Source organism: Mucilaginibacter sp. Mucisp73, assembly GCF_059491465.1.
In genome coordinates this window covers 1,921,378-1,934,824 of the sequence record NZ_CP168507.1, presented here as the reverse complement: position 1 = coordinate 1,934,824, position 13,447 = coordinate 1,921,378, and the positions used below count along the sequence as shown (strand labels likewise).

Here is a 13,447-nt window from a genome sequence, read left to right as displayed (position 1 = left end):
TAATAAGCTAAGATAAATATTTTATGGATATTTTAAAATTACATAACGCTCAACGCGTTATTAATTGCTGTTTCAACGCGGGCTAATACATTCCCTTCGGCAGGCTTAACAAATGGCTCGCCAATAATCTTTTCGTAAAGCTCTATATAACGCTCAGATATCGAATTAACAATCTCTTCGGTCATAACCGGCACTACTTGCCCCTCTTTACCCTGGAAGCCATTTTCGATAAGCCATTTGCGTACAAACTCTTTAGAAAGCTGTTTCTGCGGCTCACCTTTTTGCTGACGTTCCTCGTACCCTTCTTTATAAAAATATCTTGAAGAATCAGGCGTGTGGATCTCATCGATCAGGTAAATCTGACCATCAACTTTACCAAACTCATATTTGGTATCTACCAATATTAAGCCTTGTTTCGCTGCAATCTCGGTACCACGTTTAAATAGCGCCTGGGTATAGGCCTCAAGCTTTACATAATCTTCTTCCGATACAATGCCTCTTAACAGGATCTCCTCGCGTGAAATATCTTCGTCATGCCCTACTGATGCTTTAGTGGTAGGCGTAATGATAGGTTGAGGCAGTATGTCATTCTCCTTTAAGCCTTCAGGCAAAGCCACTCCACATACATGATGCCTGCCTGCAGCGTACTCGCGGGCAGCATGACCGGCCAGGTAACCACGGATCACCATCTCTACCTTAAACGGCTCGCAAATACGACCAATGGTAACACTTGGGTCCGGAACAGAAATAACCCAGTTCGGAACAATATCGGCTGTAGCCTTTAAAAAACGGGCTGCTATCTGGTTAAGCACCTGTCCTTTAAACGGAATAGCTTCAGGTAATACAACATCAAAGGCCGAAATCCGGTCGGTAACAACCATGGCCAGGTATTTATTATCTATCGTATAAACATCGCGTACTTTCCCTTTGTAAAAAGCCGTTTGCCCCGGAAAGCTGAAATGTGTTTCTTTTATTGAGTTCATTGTTTAGTTCATGGTTGATGGTTCATAGTTCATAGCCGATTTGCATTATTACCATGAACCATCAACTATGAACTATGAACTAAACTTAAATTACTGTATATCCCCGTAAGCTTCTAATATCTTACGTACTAATTTATGCCTTACTACGTCTTCGCCGCTCAAGTATACTATCTCGATACCTTTGATATCGGTCAGGATCCTTAAAGCAGTGTGCAGGCCGGATTGTTGTTTTTTTGGCAAATCAATCTGTGTTACGTCGCCGGTTACAATAAATTTAGCTGATGGCCCCATACGTGTCAGGAACATCTTAAGCTGCATATCGGTGGCATTCTGGGCTTCGTCCAAAATAACAAAACAGTTATCAAGGGTACGGCCGCGCATAAAGGCCAGCGGTGCAATCTCAATGGTGCGGTTCTCCAGGTAAACCTTCAGTTTTTCGGCCGGGATCATATCATCAAGCGCATCATATAAAGGCCTCAGGTATGGGTCGATCTTTTCTTTAAGGTCGCCCGGTAAAAAACCAAGGTTCTCCCCTGCTTCAACCGCCGGGCGGGTTAGTATAATGCGTTTAATCTCTTTGTTTTTAAGTGCCCTTACGGCCAATGCCACCGCGGTATACGTTTTACCGGTACCCGCAGGCCCGATTGCAAAAAGGATATCGCTTTTGTTAATACTATCAACCATGCGGCGCTGATTGGTGGTACGCGCCTTAACCATTACACCATTAGGTCCAAATACTATCACTTCGCCGCTTGCAAATTTATCGGCAGTAACAGGTTCAGATGTAGCGGCATTATTAACCTTCGAACCAAGGATCCGCTCGAGATCAGTTATGTTGAGATTTTCAAATTTCTCAACATGATTTATCAGATGGGAAAATTTTTCCTGGAAAATATTCAGTTCGTTATCATCGCCCAAAACCTTCACTTCACTGCCGCGGGCAACTATTTTAAGCTTGGGGTATTGTTTCTTAATGATCTCAAAATGATCATTATTAGGCCCCCACAGTACCGCGGGGTTTACGTTTTCAATTGATAGCTTAAGTTCGTTCAATACTAATTTGATTTTTTAGTTACGGATTTTTATGAATTAAAAATTGAATATTTGTAGCTTCAAATGCTACTACAAGATTAGCAATAAATATTTATAAAATTAATGGCAATTATAACATTAACTACTGATTTAGGCGATAAAGATATTTACCAGGCTGCGTTAAAAGGCAGTATCTACAAATTGTTGCCTACAGTAAATATTGTTGATATTACCAACAGTGTTGCGGCCTTTAATGTACAGCAGGCCGCTTTTATACTTAAAAACAGCTTTCATTATTTCCCGGAAGATACCGTACACCTTATCGGTATTGATACCGTTTATAATGACCATACCAAATACCTCGCTGTCCGCTACAAAAAGCACTACTTTGTGGGGGCTGATAACGGTATTTTTTCGCTGATGTTTGACCAGGAACCCGAAGAGATAGTTGAGATCAACATTATGCAGGACCTTAAATTCCTTCACTTCCCACTGGCCGATATCTTTGTTAAAACGGCCTGCCATTTAGCCAAAGGCGGCAAACTGGATGAAATAGGCCTGCCGGTGAGCGATATTGAAAACAAAATGAATTTGCAGCCTGTTATTGAAAAAAACATGATCAAGGGTGTTGTAATTTATATCGATTCATTTCAGAATGTGATAACCAATATAACCAAGGAGTTTTTTAACAGTGTGCAGCAAGGCAGGCGTTTTGTGCTCAATTTTAAGCGCAACGAAACCATAAACCATTTAAGCTGGCATTATAATGAAGTACCCGTTGGCGAAAAACTTTGTTTGTTTGGTATCAGCGACCATTTGGAAATTGCCATAAATAAAGGCAATGCAAGTGGCCTTCTGGGCCTGAACCTGAATGATAAGGTGATTATTGAATTTCAATAAGGTATTTATATAAATGAAAAAAACTGTACTGCTTTTTTTATTTTGCTTGATAACAACCGGTTGGGCATCGGCCCAAAGCCCTGTTAACTCCGATTCTGTAGCTTACCAGCTTCAGCGTAAAAAAATAAATAATATGCTGGCGGCCCGTAAACAAAAATTCGGGCAATATGACCAAAGCCTTGGCCAGCATACCGGCATTTTCGGCTTTCAAACCAAAGGTGATGTCCGACGTTCGGCCGGTATCCTGATGGATATCGCCAAAACAGACGATGCAATTTTTAAAGAGCTCAAGATCCTGCTTGAATACCGTGATTTTCAGCAAAGACGGATCCAAAGTCACAGCAAGGAGGCAGAAACTACAGCTGCCGGTTATATACAGGTAATTAACAGGTTAAGGCAACAAAATGCGCATCTTAAACAACAGTTAAACAATTCAGAAGAACACTTCAAAACCCGGCAAAACATATTTGTAGTAGTGATACTTTTCATGATTGCGTCAATTTTATTTCTGCTTGTTAAAAAGAACCGTGTTAAAGCGTAAATTCGCGGCTTATAACATTCAAACGCATACATGGCAAGAGGACGACTGAACAGTGGCAGCAAGGCCGAAGCAGAATTACCTAAAGCAAAAATAAACCGGAGCAGCCTGCGCAACGTAGCTAAACTGCTCACTTACTTAAAACCTTACCGGGTTAAATTCATAGCCGGATTAGTTTTCCTATTTCTGTCAAGCCTGGTAGGCTTGGCATTCCCCGCCATTCTGGGCGCATTGATTGATGCAGCACAAGGCATTTATAAATACAAGTACCTGCCGCATGGCTTAAATGCCATTGCCATCATGGGTTTTATTATATTATTTGCACAGGCTTTTGTGTCTTTTTTTAGGGTGGTTTGGTTTGTGCAGGTGGCCGAAAAATCTTTAGCCGACATCAGGCGTGATACCTATTTTAAGCTCATTACCCTACCCATGAACTTTTTTGCCAACCGCAGGGTTGGTGAATTGAACAGCCGTATCTCTGCCGATCTTTCCCAAATCCAGGATACGTTGACCACCACTTTTGCCGAAATGATCCGCCAGTTGGTGATCATGATAGGCAGCACTACCTTACTGGCCATCGTGTCTATCAAACTTACATTTGCGCTATTAGCTATATTGCCATTCCTGGTTGCATTCGCTGTATTCTTCGGAAGGTATATCCGTAAGCTATCACGTGAGGCGCAGGACAAATTAGCCGAATCAAATACCATAGTTGAGGAAACACTGCAAGGCATTGCCAACGTAAAAGCTTTTGTTAACGAAGCTTACGAGGCTAATCGTTACGATAAAATTCTGCGCAAGGTGGTTAACATCGCTGTTAGGGGTGCAAAATTCAGGGGTACCTTTGCCTCATTCATCGTATTCTGCTTGTTCGGCACCTTTGTTGGTGTAATCTGGTACGGCTCGGTATTGGTGGCCAATCATGAAATATATGTTGGCGACCTTACTACTTTTATCATGTACTCGATATTTGTAGGCGCCGCTATGGGTAGCTTTCCAGATCTGTACGCCAATTTGCAAAAAGCGGTTGGCGCCAGCGAACGTGTACTGGAAATCCTTCACGAACAGGGCGAAGATATTTCGATTATTGAAAGCGAAAATGGCATTAAACAACCCATTAAAGGCGACCTTGCTTTTGACAATGTGGTATTTGCATACCCTTCACGGCAGGAAATAACTGTATTAAAAGGCATTTCTTTTAATGCTGATGCAGGGCAGCGTGTTGCTATTGTTGGGCCAAGCGGTTCGGGAAAATCAACCATGGCTTCATTAATCCTGCAGTTTTATCACCCACAAAACGGCAACATCTTATTTGATGGCAAGCCAGCAGATAACTATTCTCTTACCGATATCCGTAACCAGGTAGCCATTGTTCCGCAGGATGTATTGTTGTTTGGGGGCACCATTATGGAAAACATTGCCTACGGTCGTTTAAATGCCTCAAAAGAAGATATCATCCAGGCTGCCAAACGCGCTAACGCCCATCAATTTATATCTTCCTTCCCAGAAGGCTATGAAACCGTTGTGGGTGAGCGTGGTGTTAAACTTTCAGGCGGACAAAGGCAACGGATCGCCATTGCCAGGGCATTGCTAAAAAACCCTTCGATATTGATACTTGACGAGGCTACATCATCGTTAGACTCTGAGTCGGAACGCCTTGTACAGGAGGCGCTTGAGGAATTAATGAAAGATCGTACGTCGATCATCATAGCTCACCGTCTGTCAACTATTCGCGAAGCAGATAAGATCATCGTACTTGAAAAAGGCCATATAGTAGAAAGCGGCAGCCATATGGAACTTATTGGCAACGAACAAGGCCTTTATAAATACTTAAGCCAGCTTCAGTTTGAAAGCAACCAGGCTTAGTAACACTCCTTAAAACTTATTGGTTTATAACTAAACTTATAAAGCATTAATACGTTTACACTCGCAATAAAGCGGGTGTAAACCGTTATATTCACAAACTGAAGATTACTTACAACGTAATATAATTATCGATACCCGCTTTAGCACAGGTATCACTTATAACAATGAAACTAACTATACACGGGGCGGCCCGGCAGGTAACCGGGAGCATGCATTTGCTCGAGGTTGGACAATATAAAATTTTAGTGGATTGTGGACTTGATTATGAAAAGGACCGCAGTATCATATCTAACGAAAACTTTCCTTTTCGGCCCGAAGACATTGACGTGGTAGTACTTACCCACGCTCATATCGACCACTCGGGCAACCTGCCTACCCTGATCCGCCTAGGTTTTGAGGGGCAGATCTTATGCACCCCTCCCACGGCAGACCTGACTGAATTATTGCTGCTCGATTCTGTAAACATATTCATGCGCAAAGCGGCAAGCAAGGGCGGTCACCATAAACGCGGCAGAGGCAAATTTAACACCCACTCACAGCCCCTATACATGCAAAAGCATGTTATGGACACAGTAGAGCGCTTCGTTACCATAGGATTCAACAAACCGTTTAAGATCACCGGCGATATCGAGCTAACTTTAGTACCTGTTGGTCACCTGTTAGGTGCGGCCGCAGCGGTATTTAAAGTAAATGATAAAGGCGAAGAAAAATCCATCGCTTTTACAGGTGATATTGGCAGGAAGAATTACCCTGTTTTGAATGATCCGCAGCCCCTCCCTCCTGTTGATTTTCTGGTTTCGGAAGCAACTTATGGCGGCCGCTACCACAGTAAGGACAAATCCGTTGAGCAAACCCTGATAGAGGTTATTGAAAAAGCGTGTATTAAAGAGCAGGGCCGTTTAATTATCCCGGCATTCAGCATCGGGCGTACACAATCTTTGGTTTATATGTTGAACAAGATCTTTAGCACTGGTTTACTGCCGCCGGTTAAAGTTTTTGTTGATAGTCCGATGGCTACCCAGGCTACCGAAGTATTCAGGAAATTCCATAATCAGGTTAACCAGGAAGCACAGGAATTTTACCAAAAACGTGGCGATGAATTTGAGTTTGATAACCTCACTTACGTAGAAACACTAAAGGATAGCCGGCAGATCTCCAATTATTGGGAACCCTGCATCATCATCTCATCCGCAGGGATGCTTGAGGGTGGCCGCATCCAGGACCACCTTTTTTATAACATTCAAAACTATTATGCCACTATCCTGTTCATTGGCTATTGCGCCAAAGGAACATTAGGCCATCGTTTATTGCGGGGAGATTCTATAGTCCACATTAAAGACCGTGAACTGGCCGTTTACGCTACCATTAAACAAACCGACGTGTTAAGCGCCCACGGCGATCACGACGACCTGATGAATACCGTAAAAGCCATTGATAAAGCAAAGCTCAAACACATATTCCTGGTTCATGGCGAAGGTGAAAGTATGAAGCTATTGGCCGATGACTTGGAGAAAGAAGGTTATGTAGTGACTTTACCGGAGAAAGGTGTTTCGTATATTATATAACACGAAGACCCCGGATTAAAGCGAATTACACAAATTATAAGTAATATCTGCCACGGGTTACGCTGCGCTAAACCCGCGGCGGTGGTCGGCAACGGAAAGATTATCCACCTTGTACAGCATGCGATTGCCGTGCTACGCCCGCAATTACATAAGATATATAAAGCAAACGGCACGAATTTCATCAATTCGTGCCGTTTGTTTTATAGTTTGCATTCGTGTAATTCGCTCTAATTAGAGCAAATTCGTGTTATGCTTTTTTAAAATGCTCAATAATCAAGCTTGCAAGCTCAACACCGATCCTTTCCTGGGCCTCACTGGTAGCAGCACCAATGTGTGGGGTCAGGGAAATTTTTGGATGGGTTAAGATCTCAGCACGAGGGGTTGGCTCATTGTCGAACACGTCAAGTGCTGCAAATGAAACCTGGCCGCTGTTTAAAGCGTCAACCAAAGCAAGTTCATCAATTAAACCACCGCGTGAGATATTTACCAGGCCAACACCTTTTTTAGTTTTAGCCAATTCCTCAGCACCAAAAAGAGCTTTGTCTATAAATGGAGTGTGCAGGGTAATGAAATCTGCAGTAGTGATGATCTCATCAAGAGTAGATTTTTTAACAGATGCTTTAACAGTGATACCACCGCCTAAAACAAGATCCAACTCGGGGTTAAAATCAAAAAGGTCGTAAGCTAAAACATCCATACCAACACCGATAGCTATTTTAGCTACTTCCCTGCCGATACGACCAAAACCTACGATACCTAAAGTTTTACCGCGAAGCTCAACGCCTTTAGCATAAGCTTTTTTCAGGTCGTTAAATTTAGTACCGCCATCAACCGGCATTTTGCGGTTGCTATCAGGTAAAAAACGTACTGAACCAAATAAGCTGGCAAATACAAGTTCAGCAACTGATAATGAAGATGATGCCGGGGTATTGTAAACACCGATACCTTTTTCTTTGGCATAGTCAACGTCAATATTATCAACACCTACACCACCGCGACCGATCAGTTTCAGGTTAGGTGTAGCGTCGATTAATGCCTTACGTACTTTAGTAGCGCTACGTACGGTAATAGCATCATAGTTTTTCAATTTTTCAGGAAGCTCGTCCTGTGGGATATTGTTGGTATCAACGAAAAAGCCGGCATCTTCCAGCATTTTTTTACCTATCGGGTCGATACCGTCATTAGCTAATATTTTGATCATGTCTAAAGTTTTGCCCCCCGGCCCCCTAAAGGGGGAGTGATTATTCCACATCTTTAAGGCCGGGGGTAATTATTTAAAATTGTTGTTCCCCCTTTAGGGGGTTAGGGGGCTACTTATTCTTTTCAGCAAATTCCTGCATTACGTCAATCAGCACATAGATGCTGCTTATTGGTAATGCGTTGTAAATTGAGGCGCGGAAACCACCTACGCTCCTATGGCCTTTGATACCTACTATACCGCGTTCTTCAGCAAGTTTCAGGAATGGTTTTTCCAATTCAGGATTTTCCATTACGAAGCAAACGTTCATTTTTGAACGGTCTTCAACGGCGGCCACTGCTTTGAACAATGGGTTGCGGTCAATTTCTTCGTAAAGCACACGTGCTTTGGTAATGTTTTCCTGCTCAATTGCCGGCACGCCGCCTTTTGCTTTTAACCATTTAAGGGTAAGCATTGATACGTAGATAGCAAATACCGGTGGGGTATTATACATTGAACCACCTTCAATTTGAGTTTGGTAGTTGAACATTGCAGGGATTTTGCGACCGGTTTTACCAAGCAGGTCATCCTTAACAATAACCAAAGTAACACCTGCAGGACCCATATTTTTCTGAGCACCGGCATAAATCAAACCAAAATCGGCAACGTTAACCACGCGGCTGAAAATATCTGACGACATATCGCAAACCACCGGAATTGGCGATTTAAAGAACTCCTGTAACTGCGTACCGTAAATGGTATTGTTAGAAGTAATGTGAATATAAGCAGCATCAGCCGGGATTTCAAAATCCTTAGGGATGTAAGTAAAGTTGGCCTCTTTTGATGAAGCTACAATTTGTACTTCGCCAAAATATTTGGCTTCTTTTAAAGCTTTGTTAGCCCAAACACCGGTTTCCACATAAGCAGCTTTGCCGCCTTCTGGTAACAGGTTGTAAGGAGCCAAAGCAAATTGGGTGCTGGCGCCGCCTTGCAGAAACAATACCGAATAACCTTCAGGAACGTTGAACAATTCTTTTACCAGGCTAACAGCTTCGTCTAAAACGGCCTCAAACTCTTTTGATCGGTGCGAAATTTCAAGCAAAGAGAGTCCAGTACCATTAAAATCAATAACTGCTTCTGAAGCTTGCTTTAAAACTTCGTGTGGTAGAATGCCAGGTCCGGCACCAAAATTATGTTTCATAATATTAACGAATTGTAGGTTCTAAATACACTATTAGGAAGTTTGTATTTTGTTGGGCCGAAGTTAATTAATTTGACAAAATATATAGACATTATTTACATTTTTTGAAAAAATATACAATTAATCAACAAACGGGCTTTTGATTGCAAATAATTAAACTAACCCCACAGGGCAGGTTTAATTATTATCATTATAATAACTTTTAGGGATGTTTGAGTTTTGAAATTGCGGCCACCTGGTTGGCCGACGAGAACACGGAAGTGCCTGCAACAAACACATTTGCTCCTGCTTCTATCAGTTTGGTGATATTGTTGGCATCCACCCCACCGTCAATCTCAATTAACAGCCCAGGATTTTTTTCGGCACTTAGTGTCCGGAGTTCTTTGATCTTTTTATAGGTATTTTCAATAAAATGCTGTCCGCCAAAGCCGGGGTTAACTGACATGATCAAAACCATATCCAGATCAGCAACAATATCCTCCAATAAAAAAATAGGCGTTGCCGGGTTAATAGCAACTGCGGCTTTGCAACCCAATTGTTTAATTACCTGAACAGTACGGTGCAAATGCGGACAAGCTTCCTGGTGCACGGTAATGCTATCAGCACCCGCGTCTTTAAACGCTTTCAGGTAACGATCCGGGTCGACTATCATCAGGTGTACGTCAAGCGGCTTAGTCGCGTGTTTTTTTACCGCGCTTACAACCGGGAAACCGAAGGAGATATTTGGAACAAACATGCCATCCATAATATCAACGTGGATCCAGTCGGCTTCGCTATTGTTGATCATTTCGATATCGCGTTGCAGGTTGGCAAAATCGGCCGCTAAGATAGATGGTGCTATGAGGTGATTCATATGCAAATATATAAAAGCGGGTAATCTATGGGACTGATAGTATAATTATTTTTATGGGAGAATTGTAAAAAAGAGCCTGTCCCAAAATCGCCATTCTCCATAAAAAAATGAAATCATGCAGACGACGTTTTTTAACTGTTCCATTTTTTGAGTATAAAAACACGAAACACCTTAAAAATAAAACAAGCTGAAAATCAATAATTTAATACACCGCCCGAAACACCACTAATAACTGATAATCAATGAATAAAACTTTTAAGAATAAAAAACATGCATTTCAAATAGCGCTTTATTCCCGCTGTTTTTTGGTGATTTTTTGGTTGTTTTTCTAGATTTTTTGCTCAAACTTAAAATTAGCCAAAAAGTACTGACAGAACGGAGCCACCAAAAAATGAAGTTAATTTAGCTAAAGCTCTTCGTAGGTTCAAGCGTCCTCCGCTTGAACCCATATCATGTTAAGCGTCCACGCTTAACATTTAACCGGGAGCGTGGACGCTCCTGCAAAAAAATCATTCAAGCGTGGACGCCTGAACGGGCGCTTCATCATCTAAAACCTAAATCCAACAGATATATAAGGTAATGACCCTTCTTTTGAAAAGCCCATTACCGCTTCAATCAACACCAATTGAGCGGGTATAATGTAAAGGCCACCACCATAACCATCATGCCACCTGTCCGAAGATTCACCGGGCACCCATACCCTGCCTACATCATTAAAACCGATTAAACCCAATGAGCCCGGCAACAGGTATGATGTAAAATCAAGCACTTTCAACCGAAGTTCAAGATTATTATATGCCATGGTACGTCCGGTAAACCTGTTGGTATGAAATCCCCTGAAATTTTGCGAGCCGCCTAATTTCATCTGCTGAAAATATGCTGCGTTCCCTACCGTAGTACCCAGGCCGGTGCGGTTGGCTATAACCAATACCGAATCCCTGTCGGGATTTAAATAAAAACTAAACTCAGATAATAGTTGTCCGTACATGTTATGGCTGCCCGAACCGCCTCCACTAAAGCCGCTTGCAGTGGTTGTCCACAAAATGCCTTGTGTTGGGATGATAAGTTTATTCCGGGTATCTACAGTTGCATTAGCTGTTAAGCCGCCGTAGACCTTAGTGCCAAATACCTTCTCATCCGGAGACGCGGCATTATATCCATTCAAAAATCGTTCGGTATTGTTTGATGCTTTGCTGTTGTAAAATTGGCCCGCAATGCCGGCGCTTACATGTAGGTTTCCAAAACTGCGGTGCAGGGAAACGTCGCCGGTAACATAGTCATAGCGATTACGATAGTAGGAGATCTTCCTGTCGTCCTTATTTTCAAAAACGGTGTTATTCCCAATTCCGAAAAAATTGCTCAGGTTGCTTGGCCCGCGCGAAAGCAGGTTGATCTTCAGGTCGTTTTCACCGATTGCTTTTTTCCAGTCGGCAGTGTAAGTAAACAAAAATGATTTACGCCCCAATGAATAATTCGTCAAAAACTCTTCGCGAAAAGCATAGGGTTCCTTACGGAAGCCGTGCCGCTCGTACGAGAAACCACCAATCAGTAAAATACCGATATCATTGCTGTAATTGGCCAGGATAATTGGCTCAAACCTGTCGAACTTAAAGGCAGTTTTATCATAGCTATTTACCGCCGTGTCTGTTGATGTACGGTTTTTAGCCAGCGATGAAGGAGGAAGTACATTTTTTTGATCCGAACGGTCATAAATATAAGTTCTGCCCCTGTTATTTAAACTGCTGTCAACCGCAAAGGTGTCCATCCCCTCCCCACCTATCATTCGCACGGTTATGGGCGATGGCGTTGAACCTGTTACAGCAAAAAAGTCATCACCAGCAAAACCATACATCCTGATCTCTTTGGTAACATCCGGTTTAAATGTACGCTGGTAGGTTACTTTATCAACGCTGCCGTCTTTCTTTATCTTATTTATAGTAAGCGTAATGTCACCATTAGTTTCATGAGCCACAGTAAATTTGTCCGTTTTATCACTCGCTGGTACATCTACATATATGGAGATGAATTTATAATATTCGAGTGCCTGTTTTTGCAGGATGTTACGCCTCGCTATCATTTTGCTGATGATCTCAGGCCCCGAAAGTTTGTAGATGGTATCGGGCATTAAATGCACCGCTTTTTTGATCAGGGCATCGGTCAGTTTGCTTTGCACATAGGCTATCTGTTCTTTCCAATCGTCTTCGCTCAATTGGTTCAGGAAATAGCGGTCGAAATAGCGGGCATTGAAATTCCATCCATTGATATCCCTGATCTCGTCACTATAACCCTGAAATTTTGATTTAAGCCATTGATGTGCTACTATCCAGGGCAATACGCCCGAAGTTTTATAGTACACCTGGTCACGGTCGCGCGGAACGGGCTCGTAAACGGTTTCATGCTTACCATCTATTTTTTCCCAGCGCCACTGGTCTTCGTGCCTGTCCCAATCTCCTAAAAGCATATCAAGCAGTCGGGCGCGCAACACAATCTTCTGGTCAACCCGGTTATCATTATCATCCTGCAGTTTGCGCTGTACTTTTTCGGTGTTATCAGTTTTTTCGGCATCGAGCGGTTCACGTTCTTCAAATAAAAAAACCTGGTTGGCAAAATCCTTTTGATACTCGCCAAAAGCAGGATCATCGGGCACGTAAACAATTTTAGGATTAGAATGCGGAACCCCGAGCGCTTCGGCGAGCGGCGGTACTGTGAGTGCCGAGAATGGATGTGCGGCCGATACCTGATCTTGCAGGATATCTTTGGCTACCGTTGGCCGCAGATCAACAGGCAGGCCTTTTTCAGGATACTTTTGAATGGTGCGCAGTACCCATTGCTGGCCCGTAGGATCCTGAAGGCGTAATGATTTTGTTTGTTTGCCCCCGCCTCTTTGCAGTATTTTAAGTCCACCCTTTTCGAAGGTAAGATGAAATACCGGCAGTGTCACCGGCGTCGCCCAAAGCTTACGGTAATTATCGCCTAAAAAAAATTGGTGGGTACCGCTTACATTATTATAAGATGGCTCGATGGCCAGCTTGACACTATCAGCAGGGGTTTGAGCATATGAAATATTGCCGGCTAAGCAAAAGCCTGCCGTTAAAAAAAGAGATAAAGCGTTGAACAGTTTTTTGCCGCCCATGAGGTTTTGTAAGTAATGCAACGTAGAATAAATGCATATTACAAAATAGTTTTAATTATACACAGGGAAATCACGCTAAAAATGTATGCTGGGGAGAAGCGCACAAATAAAAAATTTCCACACTAATTTTCCGAATTAATCGAATTGCACGAATTTCAAATTTGCGTTATTGAAAAATTCGTGCAATTCGATTAATTGT

At 42.5% G+C, this 13,447-nt stretch carries 10 protein-coding genes; 4 read left to right on the top strand and 6 right to left on the bottom strand.

The annotated features are described in order from the left end of the window. Nucleotides 1-38 precede the first annotated feature (38 nt). Nucleotides 39-983: a phosphoribosylaminoimidazolesuccinocarboxamide synthase gene (locus ACEN82_RS08400; protein WP_413319060.1), complete on the bottom strand. Its 945-nt coding sequence runs from the start codon at nt 981-983 to the stop codon at nt 39-41. Nucleotides 984-1,073: 90 nt separating this feature from the next. After that, nucleotides 1,074-2,036, bottom strand: coding sequence for a PhoH family protein (locus ACEN82_RS08395; protein WP_090527126.1), 963 nt, complete (start codon nt 2,034-2,036; stop codon nt 1,074-1,076). A gap of 102 nt (nt 2,037-2,138) precedes the next feature. Here ACEN82_RS08395 and ACEN82_RS08390 point away from each other — a divergent pair, with 102 nt between their 5' ends. The 4 genes from ACEN82_RS08390 to ACEN82_RS08375 all read left to right on the top strand — a co-directional run bounded on the left by ACEN82_RS08390 (nt 2,139) and on the right by ACEN82_RS08375 (nt 6,884). Beyond that, nucleotides 2,139-2,915 carry an SAM hydrolase/SAM-dependent halogenase family protein gene (locus tag ACEN82_RS08390; protein WP_090527124.1) on the top strand — a complete coding sequence of 259 codons (777 nt, stop codon included), beginning with the start codon at nt 2,139-2,141 and terminating at the stop codon, nt 2,913-2,915. Between the two features lie 13 nt (nt 2,916-2,928). Beyond that, complete coding sequence (locus ACEN82_RS08385; protein WP_413319063.1) at nt 2,929-3,456, top strand: hypothetical protein; 528 nt, start codon at nt 2,929-2,931, stop codon at nt 3,454-3,456. A 30-nt stretch (nt 3,457-3,486) separates the two neighbouring features. Further along, nucleotides 3,487-5,319, top strand: a complete 1,833-nt coding sequence (locus tag ACEN82_RS08380) for an ABC transporter ATP-binding protein (RefSeq protein ID WP_413319065.1) — start codon at nt 3,487-3,489, stop codon at nt 5,317-5,319. A 164-nt stretch (nt 5,320-5,483) separates the two neighbouring features. Next, nucleotides 5,484-6,884 (top strand): MBL fold metallo-hydrolase, encoded by a 1,401-nt coding sequence (locus ACEN82_RS08375; protein ID WP_413319067.1) that lies wholly within the window; start codon nt 5,484-5,486, stop codon nt 6,882-6,884. Between the two features lie 247 nt (nt 6,885-7,131). On the opposite strand, the gene ACEN82_RS08370 is transcribed toward ACEN82_RS08375, so the two are convergent. The 4 genes from ACEN82_RS08370 to ACEN82_RS08355 form a co-directional block, all read right to left on the bottom strand. Further along, nucleotides 7,132-8,085: a D-2-hydroxyacid dehydrogenase gene (locus ACEN82_RS08370; RefSeq protein ID WP_413319069.1), complete on the bottom strand. Its 954-nt coding sequence runs from the start codon at nt 8,083-8,085 to the stop codon at nt 7,132-7,134. A gap of 109 nt (nt 8,086-8,194) precedes the next feature. Next, a complete protein-coding gene (gene serC, locus ACEN82_RS08365; RefSeq protein ID WP_188832563.1) occupies nt 8,195-9,262 on the bottom strand; it encodes a 3-phosphoserine/phosphohydroxythreonine transaminase in 1,068 nt (355 codons plus the stop codon). A gap of 202 nt (nt 9,263-9,464) precedes the next feature. Continuing rightward, complete coding sequence (gene rpe / locus ACEN82_RS08360) at nt 9,465-10,115, bottom strand: ribulose-phosphate 3-epimerase (RefSeq protein ID WP_413323193.1); 651 nt, start codon at nt 10,113-10,115, stop codon at nt 9,465-9,467. A 547-nt stretch (nt 10,116-10,662) separates the two neighbouring features. Further along, nucleotides 10,663-13,248, bottom strand: coding sequence for a BamA/TamA family outer membrane protein (locus tag ACEN82_RS08355; protein ID WP_495644095.1), 2,586 nt, complete (start codon nt 13,246-13,248; stop codon nt 10,663-10,665). Nucleotides 13,249-13,447 lie beyond the last annotated feature (199 nt).

What these genes read in the sequence shown, in the direction of transcription:
- ACEN82_RS08400 (WP_413319060.1), bottom strand. Translation starts at nt 983, where the DNA reads ATGAACTCAATAAAAGAAACACATTTCAGCTTTCCGGGGCAAACGGCT.
- ACEN82_RS08390 (WP_090527124.1), top strand. Translation starts at nt 2,139, where the DNA reads ATGGCAATTATAACATTAACTACTGATTTAGGCGATAAAGATATTTAC.
- ACEN82_RS08385 (WP_413319063.1), top strand. Translation starts at nt 2,929, where the DNA reads ATGAAAAAAACTGTACTGCTTTTTTTATTTTGCTTGATAACAACCGGT.
- ACEN82_RS08380 (WP_413319065.1), top strand. Translation starts at nt 3,487, where the DNA reads ATGGCAAGAGGACGACTGAACAGTGGCAGCAAGGCCGAAGCAGAATTA.
- ACEN82_RS08375 (WP_413319067.1), top strand. Translation starts at nt 5,484, where the DNA reads ATGAAACTAACTATACACGGGGCGGCCCGGCAGGTAACCGGGAGCATG.
- ACEN82_RS08370 (WP_413319069.1), bottom strand. Translation starts at nt 8,085, where the DNA reads ATGATCAAAATATTAGCTAATGACGGTATCGACCCGATAGGTAAAAAA.
- serC (WP_188832563.1), bottom strand. Translation starts at nt 9,262, where the DNA reads ATGAAACATAATTTTGGTGCCGGACCTGGCATTCTACCACACGAAGTT.
- rpe (WP_413323193.1), bottom strand. Translation starts at nt 10,115, where the DNA reads ATGAATCACCTCATAGCACCATCTATCTTAGCGGCCGATTTTGCCAAC.
- ACEN82_RS08355 (WP_495644095.1), bottom strand. Translation starts at nt 13,248, where the DNA reads ATGGGCGGCAAAAAACTGTTCAACGCTTTATCTCTTTTTTTAACGGCA.